This window comes from Caulobacter sp. S45 (assembly GCF_009765965.1).
Lineage (GTDB): Bacteria > Pseudomonadota > Alphaproteobacteria > Caulobacterales > Caulobacteraceae > CAHJWH01.
Genome location: NZ_LMUL01000014.1, coordinates 543,993 through 569,256 on the forward strand (window position 1 = coordinate 543,993; position 25,264 = coordinate 569,256).

Annotated in this window: 21 protein-coding genes; 12 read left to right on the plus strand and 9 right to left on the minus strand. The window is 68.1% G+C overall.

What is annotated here, in order from left to right; translation table 11 throughout:
- Window positions 1-18: 18 nt before the first annotated feature.
- Window positions 19-1,428, plus strand: a complete 1,410-nt coding sequence (locus tag GSQ87_RS09650; RefSeq protein ID WP_158915253.1) for a hypothetical protein — start codon at window positions 19-21, stop codon at window positions 1,426-1,428.
- A complete protein-coding gene (locus GSQ87_RS09655; protein ID WP_158915254.1) occupies window positions 1,425-2,693 on the plus strand; it encodes an oligosaccharide flippase family protein in 1,269 nt (422 codons plus the stop codon). Before GSQ87_RS09650 ends, GSQ87_RS09655 begins: the two co-directional genes overlap by 4 nt.
- On the opposite strand, the gene GSQ87_RS09660 is transcribed toward GSQ87_RS09655, so the two are convergent.
- A complete protein-coding gene (locus tag GSQ87_RS09660; protein ID WP_158915255.1) occupies window positions 2,690-3,871 on the minus strand; it encodes a glycosyltransferase family 4 protein in 1,182 nt (393 codons plus the stop codon). The genes GSQ87_RS09655 and GSQ87_RS09660 overlap by 4 nt on opposite strands.
- A 275-nt stretch (window positions 3,872-4,146) precedes the next feature.
- Here GSQ87_RS09660 and GSQ87_RS09665 point away from each other — a divergent pair, with 275 nt between their 5' ends.
- The 3 genes from GSQ87_RS09665 to GSQ87_RS09675 are packed head-to-tail and all read left to right on the plus strand — an operon-like array spanning window position 4,147 to window position 8,458.
- Window positions 4,147-6,213 carry an NAD(P)-dependent oxidoreductase gene (locus GSQ87_RS09665; protein WP_158915256.1) on the plus strand — a complete coding sequence of 689 codons (2,067 nt, stop codon included), beginning with the start codon at window positions 4,147-4,149 and terminating at the stop codon, window positions 6,211-6,213.
- Window positions 6,213-6,911, plus strand: coding sequence for a bifunctional 2-polyprenyl-6-hydroxyphenol methylase/3-demethylubiquinol 3-O-methyltransferase UbiG (locus tag GSQ87_RS09670; RefSeq protein ID WP_254063132.1), 699 nt, complete (start codon window positions 6,213-6,215; stop codon window positions 6,909-6,911). The genes GSQ87_RS09665 and GSQ87_RS09670 overlap by 1 nt, the downstream gene beginning before the upstream one ends.
- Window positions 6,908-8,458, plus strand: coding sequence for a hypothetical protein (locus GSQ87_RS09675; RefSeq protein WP_158915258.1), 1,551 nt, complete (start codon window positions 6,908-6,910; stop codon window positions 8,456-8,458). Before GSQ87_RS09670 ends, GSQ87_RS09675 begins: the two co-directional genes overlap by 4 nt.
- Here GSQ87_RS09675 and GSQ87_RS09680 read toward each other — a convergent pair.
- A complete protein-coding gene (locus GSQ87_RS09680) occupies window positions 8,435-9,352 on the minus strand; it encodes a hypothetical protein (RefSeq protein ID WP_158915259.1) in 918 nt (305 codons plus the stop codon). The two genes, GSQ87_RS09675 and GSQ87_RS09680, sit on opposite strands and share 24 nt — an antisense overlap.
- A 124-nt stretch (window positions 9,353-9,476) precedes the next feature.
- On the opposite strand from GSQ87_RS09680, the gene GSQ87_RS09685 reads away from it, so the two are divergent.
- The 4 genes from GSQ87_RS09685 to GSQ87_RS09700 are packed head-to-tail and all read left to right on the plus strand — an operon-like array spanning window position 9,477 to window position 14,018.
- On the plus strand, window positions 9,477-10,817 hold the full coding sequence (locus GSQ87_RS09685; RefSeq protein WP_256375885.1) for a B12-binding domain-containing radical SAM protein: 1,341 nt from the start codon (window positions 9,477-9,479) through the stop codon (window positions 10,815-10,817).
- A gap of 2 nt (window positions 10,818-10,819) precedes the next feature.
- Window positions 10,820-11,638: a bifunctional 2-polyprenyl-6-hydroxyphenol methylase/3-demethylubiquinol 3-O-methyltransferase UbiG gene (locus GSQ87_RS09690; protein WP_158915261.1), complete on the plus strand. Its 819-nt coding sequence runs from the start codon at window positions 10,820-10,822 to the stop codon at window positions 11,636-11,638.
- A complete protein-coding gene (locus GSQ87_RS09695) occupies window positions 11,635-12,438 on the plus strand; it encodes a class I SAM-dependent methyltransferase (RefSeq protein ID WP_158915262.1) in 804 nt (267 codons plus the stop codon). The genes GSQ87_RS09690 and GSQ87_RS09695 overlap by 4 nt, the downstream gene beginning before the upstream one ends.
- Window positions 12,435-14,018 (plus strand): B12-binding domain-containing radical SAM protein, encoded by a 1,584-nt coding sequence (locus tag GSQ87_RS09700; RefSeq protein ID WP_158915263.1) that lies wholly within the window; start codon window positions 12,435-12,437, stop codon window positions 14,016-14,018. The genes GSQ87_RS09695 and GSQ87_RS09700 overlap by 4 nt, the downstream gene beginning before the upstream one ends.
- Here the strand turns inward: GSQ87_RS09700 and GSQ87_RS09705 are convergent.
- The gene (locus tag GSQ87_RS09705) at window positions 13,970-15,109 is read right to left on the minus strand and encodes a nucleotidyltransferase family protein (RefSeq protein WP_158915264.1); all 1,140 of its coding nucleotides are present in this window, start codon (window positions 15,107-15,109) and stop codon (window positions 13,970-13,972) included. The genes GSQ87_RS09700 and GSQ87_RS09705 overlap by 49 nt on opposite strands.
- Window positions 15,110-15,465: 356 nt before the next feature.
- Between GSQ87_RS09705 and GSQ87_RS09710 the strand changes: the two genes are divergently transcribed.
- Both GSQ87_RS09710 and GSQ87_RS09715 read left to right on the plus strand, forming a co-directional pair.
- Window positions 15,466-16,710, plus strand: coding sequence for an O-antigen ligase (locus GSQ87_RS09710; protein ID WP_158915265.1), 1,245 nt, complete (start codon window positions 15,466-15,468; stop codon window positions 16,708-16,710).
- Window positions 16,707-17,819 (plus strand): radical SAM protein, encoded by a 1,113-nt coding sequence (locus tag GSQ87_RS09715; RefSeq protein ID WP_158915266.1) that lies wholly within the window; start codon window positions 16,707-16,709, stop codon window positions 17,817-17,819. Before GSQ87_RS09710 ends, GSQ87_RS09715 begins: the two co-directional genes overlap by 4 nt.
- A 125-nt stretch (window positions 17,820-17,944) precedes the next feature.
- Here GSQ87_RS09715 and GSQ87_RS09720 read toward each other — a convergent pair whose 3' ends face one another.
- Genes GSQ87_RS09720 through GSQ87_RS09730 form a run of 3 tightly spaced genes read right to left on the minus strand, consistent with a single transcriptional unit; the run spans window position 17,945 to window position 21,196 of the window.
- The gene (locus GSQ87_RS09720; protein WP_158915267.1) at window positions 17,945-19,447 is read right to left on the minus strand and encodes a hypothetical protein; all 1,503 of its coding nucleotides are present in this window, start codon (window positions 19,445-19,447) and stop codon (window positions 17,945-17,947) included.
- Between the two features lie 8 nt (window positions 19,448-19,455).
- Window positions 19,456-20,517 carry an amidohydrolase family protein gene (locus tag GSQ87_RS09725; protein WP_158915268.1) on the minus strand — a complete coding sequence of 354 codons (1,062 nt, stop codon included), beginning with the start codon at window positions 20,515-20,517 and terminating at the stop codon, window positions 19,456-19,458.
- A 1-nt stretch (window position 20,518) separates the two neighbouring features.
- Window positions 20,519-21,196 carry a class I SAM-dependent methyltransferase gene (locus GSQ87_RS09730; protein WP_158915269.1) on the minus strand — a complete coding sequence of 226 codons (678 nt, stop codon included), beginning with the start codon at window positions 21,194-21,196 and terminating at the stop codon, window positions 20,519-20,521.
- Between the two features lie 373 nt (window positions 21,197-21,569).
- Between GSQ87_RS09730 and GSQ87_RS09735 the strand changes: the two genes are divergently transcribed.
- Window positions 21,570-21,917, plus strand: a complete 348-nt coding sequence (locus GSQ87_RS09735; RefSeq protein ID WP_158915270.1) for a cupredoxin domain-containing protein — start codon at window positions 21,570-21,572, stop codon at window positions 21,915-21,917.
- A gap of 214 nt (window positions 21,918-22,131) precedes the next feature.
- Here the strand turns inward: GSQ87_RS09735 and GSQ87_RS09740 are convergent, their stop codons facing one another.
- The 3 genes from GSQ87_RS09740 to GSQ87_RS09750 form a co-directional block, all read right to left on the minus strand.
- Window positions 22,132-22,806 carry a zf-HC2 domain-containing protein gene (locus GSQ87_RS09740; RefSeq protein ID WP_158915271.1) on the minus strand — a complete coding sequence of 225 codons (675 nt, stop codon included), beginning with the start codon at window positions 22,804-22,806 and terminating at the stop codon, window positions 22,132-22,134.
- Between the two features lie 3 nt (window positions 22,807-22,809).
- The gene (locus tag GSQ87_RS09745) at window positions 22,810-23,388 is read right to left on the minus strand and encodes an RNA polymerase sigma factor (RefSeq protein WP_158915272.1); all 579 of its coding nucleotides are present in this window, start codon (window positions 23,386-23,388) and stop codon (window positions 22,810-22,812) included.
- Window positions 23,389-23,709: 321 nt separating this feature from the next.
- Complete coding sequence (locus GSQ87_RS09750) at window positions 23,710-24,972, minus strand: MFS transporter (protein ID WP_158915273.1); 1,263 nt, start codon at window positions 24,970-24,972, stop codon at window positions 23,710-23,712.
- Window positions 24,973-25,264 lie beyond the last annotated feature (292 nt).

Below are 25,264 nucleotides of genomic sequence, written 5' to 3' on the forward strand. Positions count from 1 at the left end.
CCCCTCCGGCGCCAAGCCTTGATCCAGACCGAAACCCCGGCCGCGCCCCCGCCCGCCATCCCTCGGATGCTGCCGGTGGTGACGCCCTCGGGCTTGCCTCGGCTGCCCCTGACCCTGGTGATCGGCTACATCGCCATCACCTTTCTGCTGTTCCTGATCTGGCCAATCAACTGGCCGATCTATCGGGGCGACGACTGGGCGCGGCTGATCGGCTACGTCGCGCTGTGCGTGCTGACGATTGGCGGCGCCGCGTGGGCAGGATCGACGGGTCCCACCCGCGTCACCGCGCCCCTGCCCTATCTCACCCCGCTTCTGGTGCTCGGCGCGACGGCGTCGCTGCTGCTGCTGGCGCCGACCAGCTACGCCTACACCGGCCGGCCGCCGTGGGACGTGCTCGACGCCCTGCGCGATCAGGGCGCGGCCTACAAGATGCTGCAGGTGCATCTCACCACCACCGCCGGTCAGCACATGGGCGTCGCCTTGTTACGCGCCGCGTTCGCGCCGCTCGTCTATGCGGCGTTGCCGCTCGGGATTTTGCGCTGGCGCGATATCGGCTGGATCGGCCGCCTCGCCTTGCCGGTGACGGCGGCGTCCTCGGTCGTGTTCTCGATCATGCGCGGCACCGACAAGGAGATCGCCGATCTGTTCGTCATCGGCGTCTCGGCGGCGTTCGTCTCGTATGGCCGTCATTGGGCGTCGACCCAAAGCGGGCTCGAGGTGTTTCGCCGGCACTGGCGCTGGGGCCTGGTGGCGGTCGTGTTCGTCTACCTCGCCCAGGGCCTGTACACCGAGCGCAAGGAGGAGCGGCTCAATGTGGCCCATTTCGCCCGCACCACCGTATGCGCCAACGCCACCAATATTTGCGCCGACCTCGACAATCCCTGGATCGCCTGGTTGCCCCCGCATCAGCGTTTCGGCCTGACCCTGTTTATCCTCTCCACCTGCTCGGGCTACTACGGTCTGGACCTCGCGCTCGACAAGCCGTTCGAGCCCGCATTCGGCGTCGGCCACTCGCCCGTGGCCCTTGCGGCCTACGAGGCGCTCACCCGGGACCCGACCCCGCATCAGCGGACCTACACCTACCGCAATGGTGAAAACGGCTGGTCGGAGGAGCACTATTGGTCGAGCCTGGTGACCTGGATCGCCAACGATGTCGGCTTTGTCGGGGCTCTGCCTGTGCTTGCCGTCATCGGCTTGATGTGGGGAATCTGGTGGCGTGAGGCGGCCGCCGGGATGAGCGACCCCGCCGCGGTGCTATTCGCGCTCGCCACCGGCATGATGTTCTACTTCCCCGCCAACAACCAGGTGTTCCTCACGCCCGACGGCTATGCGGAGCTCGCGGTCTGGATCCCGATCTGGCTCTGGCATCGCCGAGGCCGGACGCTTTCGGCAGCCGTGATCACGAGTCCGGAGGCGCGGTCCTCGTGAAGAAGCTCATTTGGGTTCCGGGTTTCTTCGCGCTCAGGGTCGTCGCGGCGCTGTGCCTGTTCAAGCTGTCGGCCAGCTTCCTGCCGGTAAGCGGCTTCGCGGTGTTTTCGCAGCTCATGCTGTTCGCCGCCCTGCTCAACGTCCTGGCGCTCTGCGGCGCCGAGAACGGCGTGATCCGCCAGGCCGCCGCGGCCAGGGACGTCGAGGACCTCATGCGGACCCAAAGCGCCGCCTTCGCCATCTGGTCGACGACCGTCCCCTTGGTGCTGCTGCCGATGCTCGTCGGCGGTGGGCTGGTGTCCAAGATCCTGATCGGCTCCCCGACCGCGTGGCCGATGGTCCTGGCCATCGCGGCCACCGCCCTGTTGAGCGCGCCCGGGGGCATCTGGTGCGCGCTGCTGACCGGCCGCAAGCGCGTGGCGCAAAGCCTTTCGGCCCAGGCCGCCGGCCTGGTCTCGGGGGCCGGGGCGGCGGCCTGGCGGATCACCGCCCATGACCCCGCCGGCGCGGTGCTCGCCTTCGCCGGCGGCTCGCTGGTGACATGCTGCTTGGCCCTGCCCTGGGCGTTGCAGTTGGGCCTGCCGTTCATCCCTCGCCCCAGCCGCTGGCCGTGGGTCAGGACGCTGCTGCGCTATTCGGCGGCCATCGCGGCCACGACAGGGTACGCGTCGATCGTGGCGTTCGGCCTGCGATGGATCTACCGCGAGCACTTCGGCGTCACCCAGTTGGGCTACTGGCTCGCCGCCAGCCGCATCTCGGACCTGTCGACCCAACTGGTGGGCCTGTTCCTGATCCAGGTCTTCGTGCCCCAGTTGGCCACGACCCTCGACAGCGGCCACCGGCGCGCCTTCCTGGTCCGCAGCTGGCTGGTGACGGCCGGGGTCACGACCTGCATCCTGCTGGTCTTCTCCTTCGCCTCGCGGCTTCTGATCCATCTTTTCCTGTCGGACGCCTATCTGCCGGCCGCCGCGATGATCCGCACCTACATGGTCGGCGATATCCTCAGGGTCTGGCCGTCGCTGGCGATGCACACGGCCTTCGCGAACGGCCGCCCTCTGCGTTACGCCGGCATCGAGATGGGCACGCTCACCGTGATGGCTGCAGTCTCCGTCGCCCTCACCCTGCTCGGCGACGTGGCGGCGCTGCAGACCGGCTACCTCGTCGCTTACGCCATCGCCGCGACATGCGTCAGCGCGGCGTTCCTGCTGAGAGCGCGACCGACGCCCGCGCCGAGCGGCGCGAACCCCTCCGCCAAGCCGCTCTAGAGATCGGCAAGAACCGACGCCACGGCATGGCGAACGTGGAACACCTCTTCCAGGCATAGCTGGGCGGCGGCGTCGACCGATGGGCCCGCCGCCAACGCCTCGGCCGTGGTGAAGAAGCCGTCGGGGTCTTCGAACGGTACGGCCCGTCCGACGCCATATCGCTCCAGCAGGGCGGAGAAGTCGTTGCCCGCCTCCAGGGCCGCGACGACCGGCAATCCCGCGCGCAGATAGTCGAGCGTCTTGCTGGGGATGGTGAAGGAGCTCACCCCGGGGACGGTGGCGACCATGCCGACGTCGCAGGCGGTCAACAGTTGCAGGTAGGCCTCCCGCGGCATGGCTGGACGCCAGAGGACATTGTCGCTCGCTTGCGCGCTCAGCATCGGCGCCAGCCGGCCGTCTCCCACAAACAGGAACAGCAGCGGCGAACCCCGTTCCCTGCCAACCGCGGCCGCCGCCAGCATCTGGTCGAAACCGCGCCCCTCCACCAGCTGGCCCCCGAACACAGCGAGCGGCCGATCCTGCGGAAGGTCGTGGCGCCGCCTGACGGTCGATCGGTCGGTGTCGGGGATCGGGGCGACGTCGGACCAGATCGGCGTGACGCGCACGGCCTGGGCCGCCCGCACCTGGAAATTGCGGCGCAGATAGTCGGCGTTCTGCGGCAGGGTGCAGAGCAGGACGTTGAATTGGTCCATGAGCCGCTGCTCCAAGGCGCGGGCGAGCCATAGGGCCGGCCCGCCCGGAATGCGGCCGATCTCGTGATAGTGGTCGGGAAAAAAGTCCCAGATGAACAGGAGGCGGCGCGCGACGCCGGCCTTGCGGGCCAGGCCGACACAGGACCCAAACGCCAGCACCGGCGTCCAGGCGATGAAGGCGTCGAACCGTTCGAGGTCGAAGTGGTCGCGCGCCAATCGCCGGGCGCGGCGGCCGGTCAGCACGAACTTGCTGGCGTTGCGAACCAGCCCGCCAAGGCCCCCGATCAGCCTCGGCGTACAGCGCACCACCCGCACGTCCTTCCAGTCCGCGCACGGGCCGTCCGGCGCCCCCGGCGCCGCGTCCCAATCGATCAGGAGGACCTCGACCACGTGGCCGGCCGCAACCAGCGCCTGGGCGAGCTCGGTGGTCAGGTAGGACTGTCCCGGCGCCGTCGGGAACTTCATGCAGGCCATCAGAATGCGCATGGCGGCCCCTCGACGATCGGCGTCCGTGTTCCGCCCATCCGTTTCTCTCACCTCCGAGCTTCCAGCGTGAGTGCCCCGCGGTCGGGGCCGCGTTCACCGGCGTTGAACGTTTCGCGGGGACTGGGGCTACTTACCTGCACCATGACACGGCGCCGCCTTCCTGCCATAGCCAAGCCTCCGCGGCCCCTAACCCGTGGGCTTTTCCTCAGCGGCGGGAACGTGGACGCGGCCCATGCGATCGCCTTCGGCGCGCTGTTTCTGAAAGCCTGACGGCGATGGCTCCGACGCGCGCGCTCGTCATCGGCGCCGGTGAGACCTCGGCCCTGATGCACCTGCCGGTGCTGAGCCGCCTGCGGAGACGTGGCCGGCTTGAGCTCGTCGAGATTTGCGACCTGCGCACGGACCGGGCGAGCATGGCCCAGGAGCGGTTCGGCTTCGCGAGAAACAGCGGCGACGCCCTTTCGGCGCTGCACCGCCCCGACATAACGGCGGTCTATCTGTTCGGCGACGCGCGCATGCACCATGAGCTCGGCATGGCGGCGCTCCGATGCGGCAAGCATCTGTTCGTCGAGAAGCCGATCGCGCCCAGCCACGCCGAAGCTCGTGAGATGGCGCAAGCGGCCAAACGCAAAGGCCTGATCGCCGTCGGCGGTCACAACCGGCGTTTCTACCGCTCGCTCGCAGAGGTCCGCAAACGCGGGGGTCGAGCGGGCTGGCGCTATGGCGAGGCGGTGTTCCACAAGCCGGCGTTCGGCGTCCTGCCACCGTTCGGCGCAACCAGTTGGTTGACGGCCAACGGAATCCACGCGCTGGACGCCCTGCTCTACGTCATGGACGGCCTGCCCGAAGAGATAACGGCCATCGCCGACGGCGAGCGATACTCCGCCCTCATGCGCTGGCCGGACGGCGCGCAGGGCGTTTTCCTATGCGACAACACCGCCGGCGAGCGGCGAGAGGCCTACAGCTTCCACACCCCGGGCGAGAGCTGCCAGATTGACGACGCGGGCGTTCGCATCGTCGCCGCCGGTCAAGTCCGCGAGATCGCCGCGCCCGCCGTGGGCGATGGCTTCGAGGCCGAGCACGTGGCGTTCCTCGACGCCATAGACGATGGCGTTGAGCCCCTGCACAGTCTGGCCGCCCTCGCGCCGTCGCTTGAACTGGCCGAGCTGATCGAGGCCGGCTTTAGCGGCCGTATCGCCCGGCCGACGCCCCCCGTCCGTGTTCAGCCCCAGCCAAGACGCCCAGCCGGCGGGCCGATACTGATCGTCAACGCTGGGAGCTTGATGACCATCCTGGCGGCGACACCGGCTGGGCGGCCGCTCGTCGCCCTGGAGGATGTCCTGCGCTCGCCTCGCCCCCGCCCGGACATCGACTCGGCCCTGCTGGGGACCGGTCCGGCCGTCGTGACGGAGGATATCCTCGAGCGGCTGCCCAATCTTCGCGTCGCCGGTGTGGTGGGTCTGTCCTTTGCAAGGCATCGGCCGGACCTGCTGCTGGACCGCGGCGTGGCGCTGGTCAACGCCAGCCAGGCCTATGCCGACAGCGTCGCCGAGTTCGCCCTTGGACTCGCGATCCTGGCGCGCCGCCGTGGGTTCATCTCCGACCAGGTCATGCGGCGCGGAGGCTGGGGAACAACGCCACAGCCCGGTGGCTGGAAGGGCTTGGCGCTGTACACGGCCCAGGGACTCCGGCCCGCCGTCGCGGCCGTCGGCCTGGAGAGCGCCTTGCTGGGGGCGTGGCGCAAGACCAGGCCTTTGCACGGTCTCGGCGCGGCCGCCGCCAGCCCGATCCGGGACCTGCGAGGCGCGAAGGTGGGTCTGCTCGGTTGGAGCGCCAACGCCCGCGCTTTCGCGGCGCGCCTGCTGGCGGCGGGGGCGACCGTCGCCGTCTTTTCCGAACACGCCGCCCCCGACGACATCCGGCAGGCGGGCGCTTCGGCGGTCGCCCTCGGGGAGGCCTTGGCCGCCGACATCGTCTCGCTGCATCGCGGCCTGACGCCTGGGACTCGCCATTTTCTGGGGGCCGCAGAACTGGCGAGGCTTCGCCCGGGGACGGTTCTGATCAATATCGCGCGCGCCGCCCTAATCGATCCGGACGCCCTGTTCGCGCGATTGAAGCGGGGCGACATCTTCGCCTGCCTCGACGTGTTCGAAGTCGAGCCGCCGGCCGCCGCCGCTCCCCTGCGTCGTCTGCCCAACGTCTTTCTGACCTCGCACATCGCCGGCGGTTCCCGGGACCTCCAGGTCACCGCCCTCAAGGAGGTGCTCGATAAGATCGATCGCCACCTCGCCGGCGACCCCGGCTTGGCCGTCTCTGGCGAGCGCCTATGGACCATGACGTGATGCGCCAAGCGTTGTCTTTGGGACGGGCGTCCTGGCGGCGGGTCCGGTTCGAGCTCGCGCGGCGCCTGCGCCCCGCCGTCGAGGGCCGGTTCCAACCCTATAACCACACGCTTCCGGATCGCTATCCGTGGCTGTTCGACTTCGCGGCGGCCGCGCTCCGGGACGCCGCCTCCCCTCGCCTGCTGTCGTTCGGATGCTCTCACGGCGAGGAGGCTTTCAGCCTTCGGCGACGCCTGCCCTCGGCGGTCATCAAGGGCGTCGACATCGATCCAGCCAACATCGCGGCCTGCCTTGCGCGATCGCACCGTTCGAACGAAGCCCGAATGGGCTTCGAGGTTGGATCGAGCGCGCGCAACGAGCCCAGCGATCACTACGACGCGGTGTTCTGCCTCGCCGTGCTCTGCCACGGGGATCTGACCGTTTCGCGCGCTCAGCGCAGCGAACCCCTCATGCGCTTCCAGGACTTCGAGCGGAGCGTCGTCGACCTGGCGCGCTGCCTGAAGCCGGGCGGCCTCCTGTTTCTGCACACCACCAATTTCCGCTTCTGCGATATCATCGCGGCCGAGGGTTTCGACGTCGTCCTCGAGGCGCGTCCCTCCCAAATGGCGCCTGACGTCCTGTTCGATCGCGAAGGCCGGCTGATGCCGGGCGAACGTTACCTTCCCGTGGGCTTCCGCAAGCGGAAGCCGCCGGCATGACCCGCCCAGCCATGCCGGTCCAGCAGCGCCATCTCGAGCTTGTCGACGAAATCGAGCAGCGCTTCGATGTCGCCACCTGGCGTGGCGGCGATGTCGATCTGTGGCCGCTCGCGCGGATGGACCTGTTCCTGGACATGTTCAGGGCGAACGGCGGCGACACCGCCCAACCACGCCCCTCGGCCATGGAGCGCTTGGCCGGAGGTCTCGCCACCCCGCTGAGCAATGCCTGGAAGAGCCGCCGCGATCTCGAACACTGGCGGCCCTGGCCGAGACCCGCCGACGCCATCCTGCTGGGCGACGGGGTGTCGCTGGACAAACTCTCCGGCGCCTGGCGCGACCGTCACGGCGAGGCGGTGATGGCCGCGCTGGAGCGGCAGGGCCGGACGACCTTCCTCATGCAGCCCGGCGGCCTGGATCGCCTGCCCTGGGCGCGTCCGACCTTCGCCGCCAACGGAATCGCCGTCGGCGGCGCCTTGGCGGCGGCGCTTGGTCGGAGGCTCCGGCTCGAACTGCCCGATCATACCGCTGTTCTCGATGCCTTGCGCGATCAGGGCGTCCAGGCCCCATCCCTCACCCTCGGCCGGATTCACAAGCGGGCCTGCACGACGGCGGCGGCGGCCTCGCAGTTCCAGCGGGTCCTGCGCCGCGTTCGGCCGCGCCTGGCCTTCGTCGTCACCTACTATGCAGGGCTCGGCCCGGCCTTCGCGCTCGCCTGCCGCAGGGAGGGTGTGCTGTGCGTCGATCTCCAGCATTGCCCGCACGAGGGCAGGCACAGGGCCTATCATTGGCGGCGGCTTCCAGAGCACGGCTATTCGACCCTGCCCGCCGCTTTCTGGACCTGGACGGCCGAGGAGGCGCAGCACATCGCGCAATGGGGCGACGGCCGGGCGTCGCGCTGGCATGCAGCGCTCCATGGCGGGCATTCGCAGCTCGCCCCCTATCTGGACGACTGGGCCGTCGGCACATGCGCCTGGGATGAGCGATTTGCGGCCATGTCCGATGTCGGCTTCGAGCGCGAGATCCTGGTCGCCCTACAGCCGATCGGCGGGCGACGCGCGGTCTGGGAGACGCTGGCGCGGCAGATCCAGGCGGCGCCCGCCACCTGGCGCTGGTGGATACGCCGGCATCCGGCCTCATCGCCCTTTCAGGACGCCGAACACCATGACCTGCTGGCGATGCAGCGGCCCAATGTGGTGGTCGAGGCGGCGTCCGAGTTCCCGCTGCCGGCGCTGCTACGGCGCATGAGCGCCCTGGTCTCACTGGCGTCGGGCGCCTCGGCTGAGGCGGCCGCCTTCGGCGTCCCGGCATTGTTCCTGGATCCGGGCGCGCTCGGCGCCTTTCCAGGACTCGTCGCGCGCGGCCAGGCCGAGCTCATCGATGTCGCCGATGTGGCGTCGCGCATCGCCAGCCTGCCCGCCCGATCCGTACGCGCCGCCTGGCGCCCGCCGCCGCCGATCGGAGACACCTTGAAACGGCTGGAGGAGATGGCCGAGCCGTACCGCCGCCGCTGCCAGTCCGCGCCCCTAGAAGGACGCCGCCACGGCTGAAGCGACGCCGGAACCGAACCGCGTCATCAGCATGTCGATCGCAGCGGCGGGATCGCGCGCCAGGGTCAGCCGCCAGGCGCCGGACGCCGTCAAGGCCGCGGCCGCCTCGGCGGATTCCCGCCTCAAGAGATCGAAACCGGGCTCCAGCCGCGCCAGTGCGTTCGTCGCGACCGAGGCCTCGATCGGGTCCAGCCGGATCTGATCGTCCCGTTCCAACAGCACGACGGCCGCGTGGTCCGCCACAGGCGCCTCCGACCCGGGCGTCAGCGGCACGACGGCCTTCAGCTTACCGGCGCGCAGACGCGTCTCCTGAATGAACCCGGGCGCATCGGCCGGGAACACATGCAGAGGGCGTGGGAATCCCCAGACCCGCAAGCGGGGTTGCAGCTGGATGTATACCGTGTCGTCCGAAAGGATCTTCAGACCCCGCGCCATAGCAGCAAGGCTGAGCGTGCTCTTGCCCGATCCGCTCGGGCCAGCCAGCAGCACCGCGGTCTTGCCGCACATCACTCCCGCGGCGTGGACAGGCGTGCGCCCCGATCGGGTCAACAGGAACAGCAACAAGGTGTCGAGCGCCTCGCTGGCCAGACGGCCGGGCTGTCCCACCAGATCCCACGGAACCTTGCAGAAGGCCGTCAAGGTCCGCGCATCGGCCCCAAATTCGAAGCCTGAACCTATCGACCGCAGGCGCGCACCCTCGACCTCGATCCGGGTCGGTTCGCTGGACGCCGCATCGCCGAGCGTCAGTTCCAGCTCGATCGCGGGACCGTCCGCGGCTCGGCCCACTGGCCAGGCGGCGTACGCCTCGGCGGCCGCAGCGAGGACAGCAGGTTCGGCGCTCCGGATCACCACCGGCCTGTTCATGATCAAGAGCTGCAGGGGCGCGACGGTCAATGTCAATCCAAAAGCCCATGGTTGATTTTAGCGCATTTTTATACTCGAAACGGTTGGATAGCCGCAAATGATTCTTCTGGCGCATTCGTATTTTCTGAATATAGATGCCAAGCAACTGGCAAAAATGAAGCCGTATTCCCCATTATCGACATTGATACTTGCTTCTATGCTGCGGGATAATGGCCATCAGGTCGCGATGTTCGACGCCACCTTCGCCACTGGCGTCGAGGATTTCGCCGCCGCGCTCGAGGCGCACAGGCCGACCATCGTCGTGGTGATGGAGGACAACTTCAATTTCCTCACCAAGATGTGCACCACGACCCGGCGGGAGACCGCCTTGGCGATGGTCGGCGCGGCGCGGGCGAGAGGCAGCCGGGTCGTCGTCAACGGTCCCGACGCGGCCGATCATCCGGCCCTCTATCTGGCCGCGGGCGCGGAGGCGGTGGCGCTTGGCGAAGGCGAGATGGCCGTGGCCGAACTCGTGCGCATCTGGGCGCACGCCGAAGGCTCGAGCGACGATGTCGCCGGCCTGGTCTTGCCAGGATCTGCAGGCCTGATCACCACGCGTCCTCGCGGCCCGATCCGCGATCTCGACGGCCTGCCGCCGCCGGCCTGGGACCTGCTCGACATCGAGGCCTACCGCCGCGCCTGGCGTGGCGCGCACGGCGAATTCTCCTGGAACATGGCGAGTTCCCGAGGCTGTCCCTACACTTGCAACTGGTGTGCGAAGCCGACCTTCGGCCGCCGCTACACCGTGCGCTCACCCGCCGATGTGGTGCGCGAGATTGCGCGCCTGAAGGTCGGGGTCGCCCCGGACCATATCTGGTTCGCCGACGACATCTTCGGTCTCGACGTCGACTGGACCACGACGCTGGCCCAGCTCATCGAGGACGCGGGCTGCCGCATCCCCTTCACCCTCCAATCCCGGGTCAATCTCATGACCGACGCCATGGTCGACGCCCTGGCCCGGGCGGGCGCGCGCGAGGTCTGGCTCGGCGTCGAGTCCGGCTCGCAGAAGGTGCTCGATGCGATGGACAAGGGCGCGACCGTCGAGGCCGCGCGTACGGCGACCCGCACGCTCAAGGCGCATGGCGTGCGCGCCTGCTGGTTCATCCAGCTCGGCTATCCGTCGGAAAACTGGGAGGACATCCTCTCCACCCGCGACCTCATCCGTGCGGAGCGGCCGGACGAGATCGGCGTGTCGGTGGCCTACCCGCTCCCCGGAACAGAGTTCCATGCCCAGGTTCAAGCCCAGCTGGGCCGCCAGCGCAATTGGAAGGACACAGGCGAGCTGGCCATGCTGTTCCAGGGCGCCTATTCCACCGCGCTCTACCGCAAGGTCCGCAACGTCCTGCATGCGGAAGTGGAGGCTGGCGTCGATAACGACGGCGCCTGGAGCCGCCTCGAGGTAGACGCCCACCACCATCGTTCGCCCCGTCCGTTCCAGCTTTCGCTCGAGGCCTGAGCGTGACGTCCCCACAGGTCTCGTCCGCGGCCGCCGCAGCCTTCGACGCCGTCGCCGAGCGGTTCGACGCGCGCTTTTCCCCCTGGCTCAGCGTCGCCGCCCAGAGGCGCGCCGTACGAACGGCGCTGGCGCAGGCGTTCCCGCCTGGCGCGAGCCTGATCGAGATCGGCGGGGGCACGGGCGAAGACGCGCTATGGCTGGTCGAGCGCGGGCGACAGGTGCTGTTGACCGACGCCTCCCCGCGGATGGTCCAGATGGCGTCCGCCAAGTTCCGGGCTAGCGCCGGCGCTAGCGCGGAAACCTGCGCAGCGGAGGACCTGGCCCAGCTGGCGGGCCGGATCGAGGCGCGGTTCGACGGGGCTTACTCCAACTTCGCAGCTCTGAACTGTGTCAGCGACCTGGCGCCGTTCGCGGCGGGCCTCGCCAAGCTGTTGCGCCCAGGCGCGCCGGCCCTGCTGGTGATCTTCGGTTGCGTCTGCCCTGGCGAGTGGCTGGTCGAGACCCTGCATCGGCGGCCCAAGAACGTCCTCCGACGCCTCGCCGCCGGCGACCAGCCCGCGCGCCTGGGCGGCCGCGAGTTCACCGTCCGCTATCATCGCCGCCAAGACCTCGAACGCGCCATGGCCCCCTGGTTCCGGCCGGCAGGCCGACGAGGCGTGGGCGTCTTCGTCCCGCCGAGCGCCGCGGAGCCGTGGGTTTCGCGCCATCCGCAGCTTCTGCGGACGCTGGAAACCCTGGACCGCAGCTTGGCCGCGCCCCTTTCGGGGCTTGGCGACCACATCCTCTACCGCTTCGAGCGAACCGGCGCAGAGGCTCAATGAGCGCGTCCTCACTGCAAAGGTTCGCCAAGGACTACGCCGTCCAGCGTGAAGCGGAGGGGCGCGGCTATGCGGGCGATGAGCTGTTCGCCCTGCCCTACATCCAATCCGGCCCGCTCGCGCGACAATGGGCGGTGCGCGCCCGCAGCTTCGACGCCTTCCGCCGTCGGGTGATCCGCCCGATGGCCACGACCCTCGGCCGGCCGCTGGAACTACTCGACCTCGGGGCCGGCAATGGCTGGCTGAGCTATCGGGTGGCGCGGGAGGGGCACCGCGCCCTCGCGCTCGATATCCGCGACGATCGCATCGACGGCCTCGGCGCCAGCGAGCCTTTCCTGCAAAGGGCGGACGGACGGATGCAGATCGCCGTCGCCGGCTTCGACCAGATCCCGGCTCAGAACCACAGTTTCGACATCGCAGTCTTCAACGCCTCGCTGCACTACGCCACCGACCTCGCCGCCGTCCTGGCGGAGGCGGCGCGCGTGGTGCGGCCGGGCGGCCGACTCGTGATCCTGGATTCCCCCTTCTATCGCCGCGAAGCGGACGGCCTGGCCATGGTGGCGGAAAAGATCGCCGACGCGTCCCGGCGTTTCGGCTCGCGGGCCGAAACGCTGATGTCCTTGCCCTTCATCGAATTCCTAACCCGCGCGCGGCTGGCCGCGACGGCGACGGCCGCCGGCGTGGCGTGGCGCAGGTCGCGGGTCCTCTACCCGCTCTGGTACGAGCTTCGCCCGCTGACGGCGAAGCTGCGCGGCGCGCGTGCGCCGTCCCGTTTTGACCTTTGGATCGGTGCGCGGCCTTGATCATCCTTGTGAACCCACGCGCCACGCGCCCGTCGAACCGGCGCTTTCCCTTGTCGGTGATGGCGATCGGCGCCGCCCTGCCGGACGACGTCAGCTGGGAGATCGTCGACGGCAACCTGCCCAATATCGACGTGCTGGCCACGATCATCGGCCATGTCGAGCGGCAGGCGGCCGGGAACGATCCCGTCCGCGCCGTCGCCATGACCGTCATGCCCGGCCCGCAACTGGTCAGCGCCGTACCGCTGGCCAAGGGTGTGAAGCTAAGGTTTCCGGACCTGCCGATCATCTGGGGCGGCAACTTCGGCAGCCTCTATACGGACGCGGTGCTGAATGCGCCCTATGTCGACTGGGTCGTGCGGGGGCAAGGCGAGCACACGTTCTTGGAACTGCTCGAAGCGATCGACGGCCGACGCGATCCGAAGACCATCGCGGGCCTCGCCTTCCGCCAACCGGACGGCTCGAACTGGATCGGAAAGGAGCGCATCTGGAAGAGTCCGGACGAGCTACCGGCGCCGCCCTACCACAAGATCGATGTGGACCAGTACCTGCAGCCCACCGTGCTTGGTCGGCGGTCGGGCGTCTACCAAGCCTCGATCGGCTGCCCCTACGGCTGCAATTTCTGCGGAGTGATCAGCGTCTTCGGCCGGCGTGAAAAGGTGCAGGGGCCCGAGCGCACCGCCGAACATCTCGCCTTCCTGGTCCGCAACCACGGCATGGACTCGGTCCACTTCTACGACAACAATTTCTTCCTGAACGAGCCCCACGCGCGCGAGGTGGCCGCACGCATGAAGCCGCTGGGCCTACGCTGGTGGTGCGAGGCGCGGGTCGACGCCCTGAACCGCTTCTCCGACGCGACGTGGCGCGCGTTGCGCGAAGCGGGCCTGACCATGGTGTTCTGCGGCGCCGAGTCCGGTTCGAACGAAGTGCTGGCGAAAATGAACAAGGGGATCACCACCGACCAGATCGTAGCCGCGGCCGCCAAGACTCGCGAACACGGCATCATCCCGGAGTTCTCGTTCGTCTTCGGCGATCCTGATGAGCCGGAACTGCAACTTGAGAACACCCTCGCCTTCATCCGCCAACTAAAAGCGGTGAACCCGGCGATGGAGCTGATCAGCTATTTCTACACGCCCACCCCGCAGCGGCAGAGCACCTACGGCGACGTCGACGCCAACGAGGGCACGCCCGACTCCCTTGAAGAGTGGATCAAGCCCGAGTGGGTGGCTTGGATGACCCACGAAAATCCCCGCCTGCCCTGGTTCGAACAGAAGCTCAAGGCACGGGCCGAGGACTTCGAACTGATCCTCAAGAGCCGCTTTCCCTCGGTGCACGACCGCCAGACCCGCGGCTGGGGCAAGCTGTTGGGCCAAGCGGCCGCCTGGCGGCGCTGGGAACAGGGGAACTACGACGACCCGCGGCTTCTGCGCCGCATCCGCAAGCTAGCCCGCATCGTCCCCGACGACACCCAGGCCTACGGTCACCTACGCCCGTCGGCGTCAGCGAAAGCACAACGGGCGCCGGGTGAGCGGTCTCATTGGCTGACCCTGCCCCTGATGAGGCGCCAGGCCCGCTCTTCGTAGATTCTGCGGAATTCCGGCCAGGACCGGTCGGCGGGGAAGAGGTCGCGGGCCAGCAGGCGCAGGCGTCCTCGCCAGCCGACCGCCCACATGAAGTGCTCCGCCATCGAGTTGCGGTCGATCCGCTGAGCCGTCGCCGGGGTCAGCTGCTTCAAGGCGCTTCGCACCGCCCAAGGCGCGCGGGCCGCGCAGAGCTCGAGGATTTCCTTCGGCACCGTGGCGGGCGCCAGGCTTTCCGCCACGCGCAGCGCGGGATAGGCGTAGCCGATCGCCCCCGTCTTGGCGCCGATATCGACGAACGCATCCCAGGACAATTTCCCGGCCGCGAGATCCTGGCGGATCACCAGCACGAGCTCGACCTGCCGCAGCAGGGTCAGGTTCTGCCACCCGGCCCCGGCATGGGTGGCCAAATGCAGGAGCAGCAGCGGTTGATCCAAGACGCTGGCCCGGGGATCGGCCAGCCATCGGCCGCCGCTCGCCATGGGATGGATCAGGTCGAGCCCGGCCAACGGCGTGCCCCAGCCTGCGGAGATGTTCAGCGAGCTGTGCAGATCTATCGACCAGGGATCTTCGGCATGGACATAGGTGAGCGAGCGGGGTGTCTGTTCGCTGGCGGATGGCGACCAGCAGCTCTCCCATTGGCTGCGCCCCATGAAGCTGAGGCCGTAGCCTTCCATCGCAGCTTCGGCCTTGGACACGTCTTCGGCGGCGACGAGGAGGTCGATATCGGACGCCGGGCGCGCGCCCGGTTCCGGAAAGTAGCTCCAGCCCGTGTGTGCGCCCTTTAGGACGAGCGCCTGGACGCCTTGGTCGGATAGTCGCCCGACGATCTCGACGGCCGTCTGCGTCATGCTGCTGGCGCGCAAGCGATTGTGAGCCAGATGTCGCGCCAGCGTGACCGCGATGGCGGGACTGGTCTGCAGCCTGCCCTGTTCGAGCCAGAGGCCGAGAAGCGGCCCCACACCTGAGGTGTAGGCTGCAAGCCCGATGGCCTGCGGGTCGCCCTCCAGCCGCACGCGCGGCGCGTCGGCGAGCAGGATGCGGATCACGCGTTGGATTCCCGTCAGGGCCGAGCGCCAGGCTTCGATCGACACATCCGGCCATAACCAGGTTGGGCGGCCCTGGCGCCGGGCCCAGAGGACGCGTCGGCGCATCTCTTCAGGAGAGATTTCTGGATCGGCGTCCCGTGTCTCTGCCATCCACCGACCCTTCGTCGCCCAACCTCAACACTTCCTTTGTTCCCCTTCGCCGGTGAATCGTTCGAACCGAAGGTGTACGGCGGCGGCCGATTGAACTTTTCATGCAGTCGCGGCGACCTACCTCGCACGTCCAGCCATCCAAACCCCATGAGTGCATGGCCTCTGTCTCGAGCTCGCCCGACCGCTGGAGAGGAAGGCCTTCGGCGCCCAGCCCCAGCCGTGTCCCGCCGGAGGCGCCGCGCTCGGCCGACTTGCCAGCGCGCACCCAGCGGGTCCTTCTCGGCCTGTGCGTCGCCCTGGCGGTCAGCACGCCGCTGTGCCTGTATCTCGGCGTGCGGGGCTTCGCGCCGGTCGCTGGCATAGTCGGCCTGCTCTGCCTGCCGTTGGCCCGCCCCACACGCGAAGACGTCAGCGGCATACTCATCCTGGCGGCGCTGGTGATCTGGGCGGCGATCAGCATCGCTTGGTCGCCGGCCTCCAATCTCCGCGTGTTCAACAGCGCCAAGGCGTTCAGCCACTTCACCATCGGGCACATGGCGCTCCTGCTCGTCTTGTGCCCCGCCCTGATCACAGGATTGAGGCGGCTGGACGAGCGTTCGGCCCGCAAGGCCTTGAGCTGGATCGCCTACGGCGTCCTGGCTGCGACGCCTGTGGTGGTCGGGGAAGGGCTCACCGGGATCAAGCTCTATCCCCTCCTACTCGCCCTCACCCATCAGCAGGTCCGGCTCGACCGGCTCATCGCCGACCTGGCCCAGGGCGGCTACGTCGTCGCCGTGGTGGCTTGGCCGCTCGGTGTGGCGCTTATGCGCCAGGGCCGGCCACGCCTCGCCCTGGTGCTGATGGCCTTTGCCCCGCTCTCCATGCTGGTCCTGCGGGGCGTCGCGCCCACCTTGGCGCTGGGGGTCGGGCTCGGGAGTTTCCTGCTCGTGCTTCGGCTGGGACCGCGAGGGGCCGGCGTCCTCGCCCTTCTGACGGCGGCCTATCTGCTGGCTGTTCCCGGGGTCATGCTGGCCGTAGACCATCTGCAGCTCTACGCCCAGTTCAAGACGGCGCTGCCGCCGTCGTGGTCGGATCGCCTGCGCATCTGGAGCTTTGTCGCCGAGCAGCTCGCCGGGACCTTCCCGCGCGGGGCGGGTCTGGACGCCAGTCGCACCTTCCCCGGGCTCATCCCCCTGCACCCGCACAGCGCGCCTCTGCAGGTGTGGTACGAACTCGGGCTGCCCGGCGCGATGCTCGAGATCTGCTTCTGGCTATGGCTGTGGCGGCGTATCAGCGATTGCGCGCGGCGAGACCGGCTCTATGGGGCCACGGCCGCGGCCACCGCGATGGCCTATCTGAGCATCAACGCCGTCAGCTTCGGCCAGTGGCAGGCGTGGTGGCTGGCGGTAGGCGGCTTGGCCACGGCCCTCTGCGTGCTGCTTGGCAAGACCCTCGTCCCGACGGAGGGTGCGGAAGGATCGCCCTTGCGGACACGCTCCGGCGGGTCACGGCGATGAAGCGTCCGGCGCACCCCCGTCTGCGCGCGCTCAACGAACGGCTATTTCCAGACCGGCTTCTGTTTGGGCCTACGCACATCGTTCTAGGGGTCAACAACTTCTGCAATCTGCACTGCGTCATGTGCGACGTCGGCACAGGAAATAGCGAAACGAATTTCGGCGCCAACCTAGTCGGGGCCAAGACGCGATCGATGCCGATCGAGCTGTTCCGCCATGTCGTGGACGAGATGGCCGCCTTCTGCCCAACCGCGCACCTGGGCTTCGCCTTTACCGAGCCCCTGGCCTGGCGGCCGATCGGCGAGGCGCTCGCCATGGCGCGGGAACGCGGCCTGCAGTCGTCGGTGACGACCAACGGCCTGCTCTTGACCCGCCATCTCGAAGACCTCGCCCACGGTCAGTGCCGCAATCTCGCCGTATCGCTCGATGGCCCCGAGGCCGTGCATGACCAGATCCGCCGGCATTCGGGCTCTTATGCCCGGGCCGTCGCCGGCATCGAGGCGCTGGCGATGAAACCCGGCGCGCCGGATATCTCGGTCTATTGCACGATCACGGAGCTGAACGTCGGGTCGTTACGGCCATTCCTGCGGGAGATGAGCCGCCTGCCTCTGAAGCGGGTCGGTCTCTTGCACAACAATTTCGTCACGGCGGACCAGGCCGAACGACACAATGCGCAGTATGCACACGCGCTGCACGCCACCGCGTCCAATGTATTCCTGACCGATCCTGGCAAGATCGAACTGGAGCTGCTGGCGGAGGAGCTGCAGGAGATCGAGCGGGAGGTCTATCCCTTCCCGGTCCTCATCCAGCCCGGCCTGACGAGCGTGGCAGCGCTGGAAACCTATTACCGGCGACCTGAAGTTCCTGTCGGCCGCACCTGCCATGACGCCTCACGGATCTTGATGATCGATCCCGACGGCGAGGCGATCCCGGTTCATGGCCGCTGCTTCCGCTTTCCGATCGGCAACATCCGCCAGCAGAGCCTGGCCTCGATCTGGAACCACGAACACCTTGGCGAGCTCCGGCGCACCTTGCGCCAGGCGGGCGGGCTGCTGCCCGCGTGTAGCCGATGCTGCAGCGGATTTGGCGGCGTCCCGCGCCAGGCGCTCTAGCCTCCGCGGCTTCCCGTCGAAGACGGTCGCCCCACGCCAGGTCCCGGGCAGATACGACACGGCTGAAATCCGCTGCAGGCGATGAACGGGGCGTTCCGTTCATCGCCTGAGGGCGGATGGGTCGGTCAGATCCTGTAGCGGAGCGAGAACTGGAACACGGTTTGGCTCTCAAAGGGCGAGGCCAGGTCGCCGAGGGTCACTCGGTTGTCGCGATCGCTTTCGACGTTCATGGCCTCGGCCAGGAAGGTCAGGTTGCGCGTCAGGTTTATGCGCGCGGCGGCCGTCAGCGCCCAGCCATTCTCGCCGCTGCCCGGCGGCATCTCGCTACCGTGCTCCTGGGTGGCGAACGTCTCGGCGCGGCCGGTGACGGACCACGGTCCGAGCTTCTGCGTAATCAGCACATAGGCTGACTGGTAGTTGGTGTGGACCCAGGGTTCCCCGTCCGTGTCGGCGCCCATGATGGTCGAGCCGGCCATTCCTTGCGCCAGAAGCTTGGTGGTGGGCGTGAGATCGGCGTTCAGGCCGACGTTCCAGAACCGGGTGCGCCAGCCCCATTGCAAGTCGGACTGGAAAACCTGCGGATTGCCACGGTTGTCGTAGTAGAACACCGACAGGCCGAACGGCCAGGGAGGGGCCCAGGCGGCTCGGGCGTACCAGCCTGGATTATGGTCGACATTGTCCGTCGACTCCGTCGCGTTCTGCTGGGCCCGGTCCAAGAAAGGGGATCGGTTCGGTAGGGGGAAGTCGGACGTGGCGGTGGCCTTGAGGGTGTCGAGCGCCCATCCTCGGAACGACAGCAGGGTTCCTGCCGTATCGTTGAATTCGAACACGGCCGCGGTGGTGGTGAAGTTTTGGTCGCCGAGGGCGAAGCGCAGGGTCGGCTCGATACCGACCACCTTCACTTCCTCGCCGACCCAGGTGTTGATGGCGGACGGCGTGATGGTGTTCACTACGCTCCAGGCGCCGCCCGTCGTGTGTTCGAGCGAGATTTCCGGCCACATCAGACCCGCGCGGAGCTGGAAACCGACCGGACCGGTCTGGGGCGGCAGGTAGTTGAGGAATGCCTCCATCAGGTCCATGCGGTTTTCGTGGTGGTTCTGCCAGGCCCACGAGATGTTGGCGCTCAGCGAGTCGGTGAAGCGCGGTTCGTAAACCACATCCGCCTCGTTGAGCGAGAGCTGAGCCCCATAACCGCCCTTGGAATTGCCCTGGAACTCGGTCTTGCCTTCGCCGCGGCTGAGCCATGACGGCTGCCCATTGGCGACGACCAGCCGCTCGTCGAACAGCGCCCAGAGGCTGTTCGTCGACAGCAGATCCATATGCTCGTTCACGAAGGGGTTGTTGATGTTCGTGAACGGCAGCTTCGCCGTCGGCGTGGACGCCTGCTGATCCGAGGGCGGGCTCTGATGGGCCTCCGTCGGCTGGGCTGGGGCCGGACCCGGTTGCGGGGCCGGCGGCTGATCCGCGGCCGGGGCTGGCTGCGGCGCGGCGGCCTGATCGGCGGCTGCGCCTTGCGCCGGCACCGGGGTTTCCTGCGCCTGCGCAGTCGAGCCTGCGCAGAGCCAGCCCATGGCAAGGGTCAGGGCGAGACCGCTCGCCGCGCCGCTCAGGGCGGTGGAAGGGTTCAATCTTGAGCTCATGGGACCGGCCTTGTGAGTGTTGAGCCAACGGGAAATGGGTTCGTCCAGCGGGTGACGGGGCCAACCCGCATCTCCTCGCCACGCGACGAGATCGGGCCGAGGGCGGCGGCGACGTCGGCTCGGGCGACGCGCGGAACGCCCCCGACCAGCACGAGCGCCACGTGCTCCGTCCGAGCCTCCAGCAGGGGCTTGGTCAGGAGAACAAGGTCGGCCGGGGCGCCGGGCGCGAGCGTCGGTATGGCGACACCAAGACGCCGCGCCGCCGTGGCGCCGACCGCGTCCTCGAGCCGTGCGTCGCTGAGGACGCCGAGGCTGCGCGCGCAGCGGATTTCGTCCAACAGGTCGCCCGCGCCGGTGAGGCGCGAGTCGCTGCCCAGCAGCACATCGACACCTTCGCAAAGGAGCGGCTCGCCCGCGGTCCGGCCGAACAGGAACAGGTTCGAACTGGGGCACCAGACGAGGGCCGCGCCCGACCGGCGAAAACAGGCCGCGCCCGCCTCGTCCATGCCCAGACCATGCACGGCGATCAGCCGATCGTTCAGCAGGCCGAGTTCGGCCAGCCGTCGCACTTCGTCCGCCGTGACGCCATCGATCCCCTCGGACAAGTGAAGGCAGAAGAGGCCGTCGTCGCGCAGCTCCCCGAGGTCCGAGGACATCGACACGGAGTCAGCGTTGCGTATCCTGAGCACGCGCAGTGGAAAGTCCTGCTCGAACTCCGTTTCCCAGGCGTCGTGGTGGACCACGGAGGTCACGCCCGCGAACAGGTTCTTCCAGGCCCCGACCTCCAGCGCCTCCCGGCGCGGTCGCTGGCGACGCGCCGCTATGTGGTCCCGATAGCGGCCTTGGATATCCAACGCCCATTGAGGAGCGTTCTGGTAGGGCGGCCGGCCGAGGCGGCCGTAGTGGTTGCGGTGCAGGTGGTCGTGGGCGTTGATCAGGCCCGGCCGGACCTCGGCGTCGGGCATGTTGAGCACCACGTCGAAGCGATCGCCGGCCGCGACGATCTCGCCGCCGGCCACGGCGACGGAACAGTTGCCGGCGTTGATCAAGAGCCGCACCTCAGCCCTCTCGCCGGAACGCGAGGGCGAGGACCACGGGCAGGCCGACGTGCTCGCGGTATTGCGCCAGACGGTCGGCCCGCTCGTAGAACTCACGGACATCGGGGCCCACGCAGCCCTCACGGAGGGCGTCCAGGCGCAGGCCCACGGCGCCGGCCGCCGCAAGGTGGCTCTGCAACGTATGTACGTAGTGCTCGATCTCGTGCACCTGGCCGTTGGCGCGGAAACTGCGGCGGTGGCCGGCGGCCTGGGCCTCGGGGTGGAAATCGGTGACCACGACCAGCCCACCGTGGTCGACGACGCGGCCAAGCTCAGCGTAGGCCTGCTCGATTTCCCGCAGATGGCCGACGACCAGGCGACACCAGACGACATCGAAGGCGCGATCCGGCAGCGGCAAGGCGCGCACGTCGCCCTGGAGCGTCCTTAAGCCCGGGCGATCGATGTCGAGGCCGACGCCGGCCTGCAGCATCTCGGGGCTGAGATCGACGCCCACCGTCCGGGCCGCCCCGGTGTCGCGCAGCCGGCGTCCTTCGCCGCACCCGGCGTCGAGCAAGCGGGCCGTCGAGAGGTCGGGCGTCAGCTCCCCCACGAGCGCCGCGTCGATCGACGAGATCGCCGTCTCGGCGGCATAGGTGGGCGCCCACAGCCGGTACGCCTCGCGGACGCCGAGCGCGGTCACGAGACCGCCCGCACGACGGGCGCGCTCCTAAGTTTGGGCGCGCTCGCAAGCAAGCGCGGAGATGATTTGAAGATCATGGCGTCACCCCGCTGTCGATCCCTGAGTGCCGGGATCGCTGCGGACGGTTCAACGCGCCCGGCCTTGCTCGCTCACCAAGCGAGCCGCACGCGGCTGGGATCGAGTCTCGGTTCGATCGGAAGGAAGGTATCCGCCTGGGCGCCCTCGTTCCGGCCTGCGGTCAGGGTGGCGCGCTTAAGTCGTAGGCCGCCCGCCACCGTCGGCGACCGCAGACTTAAACCGTTGCGCCCCCACGCGGCACTCACGGGGGTCCAAACGGACAGCCGGGTTGGTAAAGGAACATAGGATGGGATGCGTGGCGCGAAACACGAAGCTGAAGATTGGGGCCTGGAGCGCGGGCCTGATAGGCGGCCTGGCGCTGGCCGGCGCACTTGCGGCTCAGCCGCCGGGACGGACCATAACCGTCCACATCAACGGCGCAGACTACGGGAAGCTGCCCACAGGTCTGAAGGTCGGCGACACCATCCACTGGGTCAACGACGACACCGTCGGCCACACGGTGACGGCGCGCGACCACAGCTTCGACCTGCACCTGAACCCTGGCCAGAGCGCCAATCTGACCCTGCAGAAGGACGGCACTTACCAGATCTACTGCCTATACCACTCGACGATGCGGGGCGTGCTGACGGCCGCGGCGCGTTGAAGCCTTACTGAGAGCGGTTCGGGCGCAGCCCGCCGCTTGCCGAACCGGCGGCGCGCTTGATCTTTGGCGCGCCGTTCTCGGGTTCCCAGGTCTTGCGCGCCTCCTCCAGGCTCAGCCTGATGACGCTGGCGGCGACGCAACAGGCGCGTAAGGCCGCTTGCTCGTGTCGCGAGGCGAAGCCTACAGACCCATTATCGTCGTCGGCCGAGGCGTCTCACCGACCGCGGTCGCCATCGATGGGTTCGGCCAGGATCACCCGGCCGTTGGCGCGAAGCTTGGTGAGGCTGGCGGCGCGCTCAACATCCGCCACGTGAAGGACATAGGCGTCGCTCGCGGTGGGGCCATCGACCAGGCGGGCTTTGGCGCCACGGAGCATCTCCCGCATATCCTGTTCGGACGTGGTCGGCTTGAAGATGACCACCACGTTGCCCGGGCTGGCGACCTGAGGCGCCGACAGGACATGGTACTGTGCGTGCTGCGGGTGCGCCCAGATCCAGGCGAAGCCGGCGATCAGCATCAAGCTCGCGGCATTGGCCGCCACCGCCCAGCCGCCGGACCGCCTGGCGGAAGGTTTGGCTGAGGTGGGCCGGCGATGCGATAGGGCGGCCACCCTTCGCCGGAGGCTGATACGCCGGCGCGACGCGTCGCCTTCGACCCGGGTCTTGAGTGCGGCCCAACCCCGCTCCACGTCCAAGGACGCTGAAGCCGCCATGGCGCCCAACGCATGATCGGTCTCCAGTTCGGCGCGACACGCCTCACAGGTCGCGAGGTGGGCCTCCACCATGGCCGCCTCCTCAGGGACGAGCGTGCCGGTGACGTACCAGGGCAAAAGTTCCTGTATGGCCCGATGCGGGTCACGGCTCATGCTGATGATATCGGCTGTAGTCATGGTCTAGACCCAATCTGCCAGTTCACCGGCTAGCTGACGTTTGAGGTTGCGGCGCGCGTGAAACATCCGCGTTTTGACCGTATCGACGGGGCACCTCATGATCTCCGCGATTTCCCGATACCCCATCTCATGGAAGTAGGTGAACTCAACGACCGCGCGGTGATCGGGCGACAACTGGCCGATGGCGTGGAGAAGCAACGTCTGGGCTCGCTGTTTGCCCAACGCCTCTTCGGGCGTCGGCTCGGAGCTGACACGCGCGTCGGCCCACGGGTCCTCCACCGGATCGTCCTGGCGGCGCAAGGCTTTCATCGCCTTGCGATAGGCGATGCCAAAAATCCAGGTCGACAACTGGCTGGCCCCGTTGAAGGAATGGGCGCGATCCCACACGACCATCAGGGTGTCGTTCATCACCTCCTCGACCATCTGGGGACGGTGCAGCAGCTTGGACAGGAAGCGGGTGAGGCGCGGGCGGTAAACGCGATAGAGATCTTCGAACGCCGCCATGTCCCGCGCGAGAATACGCGACATCAAAGCTTGATCGCTGTCGCGCCCGCTACGCGGCTTAGGCTGATTGGCCCCCATCGATATTCCACTCGAAATCGCAGGATGTTCCCTGCGTGTGAGTGCCCGCCAGCGGCGGAATGGTTTCATGGAGAATCGACAATCTTGGAGCGCCGAATGCGATTGAAGGCATTGTCAGACCAAACTGAAGAGTCGGCGGCCTCTGGCGTCACACTCGTTTTCGCGGGCATGGTGGGCGCAGCAAGCATCGACGTCGTAAGGCGTTGGCGAGGGCGGGCGGTTTAAATCACCATGTGTGAATTTGGTCTGACACTGCCCCGAAAGCGCATGCCCTGCCGGTTCTGCTCCAGCCGGATCAGGACGGCCCAGGGCTAGTTGCCGTCAATGCGCCGCGACCGGTTCGGCGCCGCCGAAGTCCATCTGCTTGCGTGCGGGCAAGAGGCCCAGGATCGCCAGGCCGCCCACCACCGACGGCGCGCCCATGGCGAAGAAGATCTGTGGCACGCCGGCATGCTGGGCGACCATGGCTCCCAGCACCAGCGGCCCGACGATCTGACCGACCCGCCCCATGCCGCTGGCCCAGCCGATCCCCGAGCCGCGCATGCGGGTGGGATAGACGGCGGCGGCCAGGGCGAACAGGGCGCACACCGAGCCGCCCAGCGTCACCCCCTCCACGAAGAGGTCGACGGTCAGCAGCGGCAGGGAATAGGTCAGCGACCCCAGCAGGGCCGTCGATATGCCGCCGATGATCATGAAGGGCACCAGCATCACGAACGGGCCGTACTTCCGCATCACCGCTCCGACCGCAATCGCGCCGCAGACGCCGCCGAGATTGCCCGCCACCAGCATCAAGGTCGCGGTGGCCAGAGGAATGTGCGCGATCTTGAATATCGTCGGAGCAAAGGTGTTGATGCACAGCACGGCCTGGAAGGCGGTGAAAAAGGGGACCCACAGGACCAGGGTGGTCAGCGCCCGGCCCTCGGTGAACAGGGGAACGACGCCGGAGCCCTGCTCAACTTGGCCGACGTTGGAGGTGAAGGTCACGCCCGCATAGTTCTCGCCGGTGATGCGCCCCAGGATCTGGCCGAGCCGCGCGCTGCGCTCGCCCTTGGCCAGCAGGAAGCGTAGGGATTCCGGGAAGGTGGTCGCCACCAGCACCGCCATGGCCGCCGGGCCGAGGCCCCCCAGCACGAAGACCGACTTCCAGCCCACGTGGGTGATCAACTGGGAGCCGACTAGGCCGCCCACCACCCCGCCGAGCGGGAAGGCGGCGTAGAGCGAGCTGACCACGATGGCGCGCAGCCTGCGCGGCGAGTATTCGCCTCCCAGCGCCAGGAAGCTCGGCGCCGCCCCACCCAAACCCAGGCCGGCCAGGAAGCGCATGACCAGGATCTGCGGCAGCGTATGGGCGAAGATGGTGGTGAAGGTGAAGATGCTGAAAAGGGTGCAGGACAGCACCAGCGGCCACTTGCGCCCGAAGCGGTCGGCCGCCGGGCCGAAAGTGAAGGCGCCGATAGTGGCGCCGACCAAGCCCGCCGAGATGATCAGGCCGATGGTGTGCATGGGCACCCTGACCGCCGCCGCAACCATGGGCGCAGTGTAGCCGATGCACTGGGTGTCCAGGCCATCAAGCGCCGCGACCAAGCCGCAGCCAATCAGGATGAGCCACTGAAAGGGCCCCAACGATCGGGAGTCGATCACCTCAGAAGCATTCACCACTCCGGTATTCATCCGCCCCACCCGTTTCTTGTTATATCTGGACGGTAATCCCCATCGAGCGCCCGACCAACGGGAAAGCGCGGCCGTCTTGTCGTCGCTGTAAGGGGACAAGCGGCATTGTCAGACTAAAATGGAATTTGTCAGCTTCCGGCCGTTCCTCGTCTACGAGGAAGTCAGCATATCCCACCGCTACAAGGCGCAGCACGACGGCGGCGGC

Excerpts from the sequence above, each read along its gene's own strand:
- GSQ87_RS09660 (WP_158915255.1), bottom strand. The coding sequence starts at position 3,871 with ATGCGCATTCTGATGGCCTGCATGAAGTTCCCGACGGCGCCGGGACAG.
- GSQ87_RS09665 (WP_158915256.1), top strand. The coding sequence starts at position 4,147 with ATGGCTCCGACGCGCGCGCTCGTCATCGGCGCCGGTGAGACCTCGGCC.
- GSQ87_RS09670 (WP_254063132.1), top strand. The coding sequence starts at position 6,213 with ATGCGCCAAGCGTTGTCTTTGGGACGGGCGTCCTGGCGGCGGGTCCGG.
- GSQ87_RS09675 (WP_158915258.1), top strand. The coding sequence starts at position 6,908 with ATGACCCGCCCAGCCATGCCGGTCCAGCAGCGCCATCTCGAGCTTGTC.
- GSQ87_RS09685 (WP_256375885.1), top strand. The coding sequence starts at position 9,477 with ATGAAGCCGTATTCCCCATTATCGACATTGATACTTGCTTCTATGCTG.
- GSQ87_RS09695 (WP_158915262.1), top strand. The coding sequence starts at position 11,635 with ATGAGCGCGTCCTCACTGCAAAGGTTCGCCAAGGACTACGCCGTCCAG.
- GSQ87_RS09715 (WP_158915266.1), top strand. The coding sequence starts at position 16,707 with ATGAAGCGTCCGGCGCACCCCCGTCTGCGCGCGCTCAACGAACGGCTA.
- GSQ87_RS09740 (WP_158915271.1), bottom strand. The coding sequence starts at position 22,806 with ATGACTACAGCCGATATCATCAGCATGAGCCGTGACCCGCATCGGGCC.
- GSQ87_RS09745 (WP_158915272.1), bottom strand. The coding sequence starts at position 23,388 with ATGGGGGCCAATCAGCCTAAGCCGCGTAGCGGGCGCGACAGCGATCAA.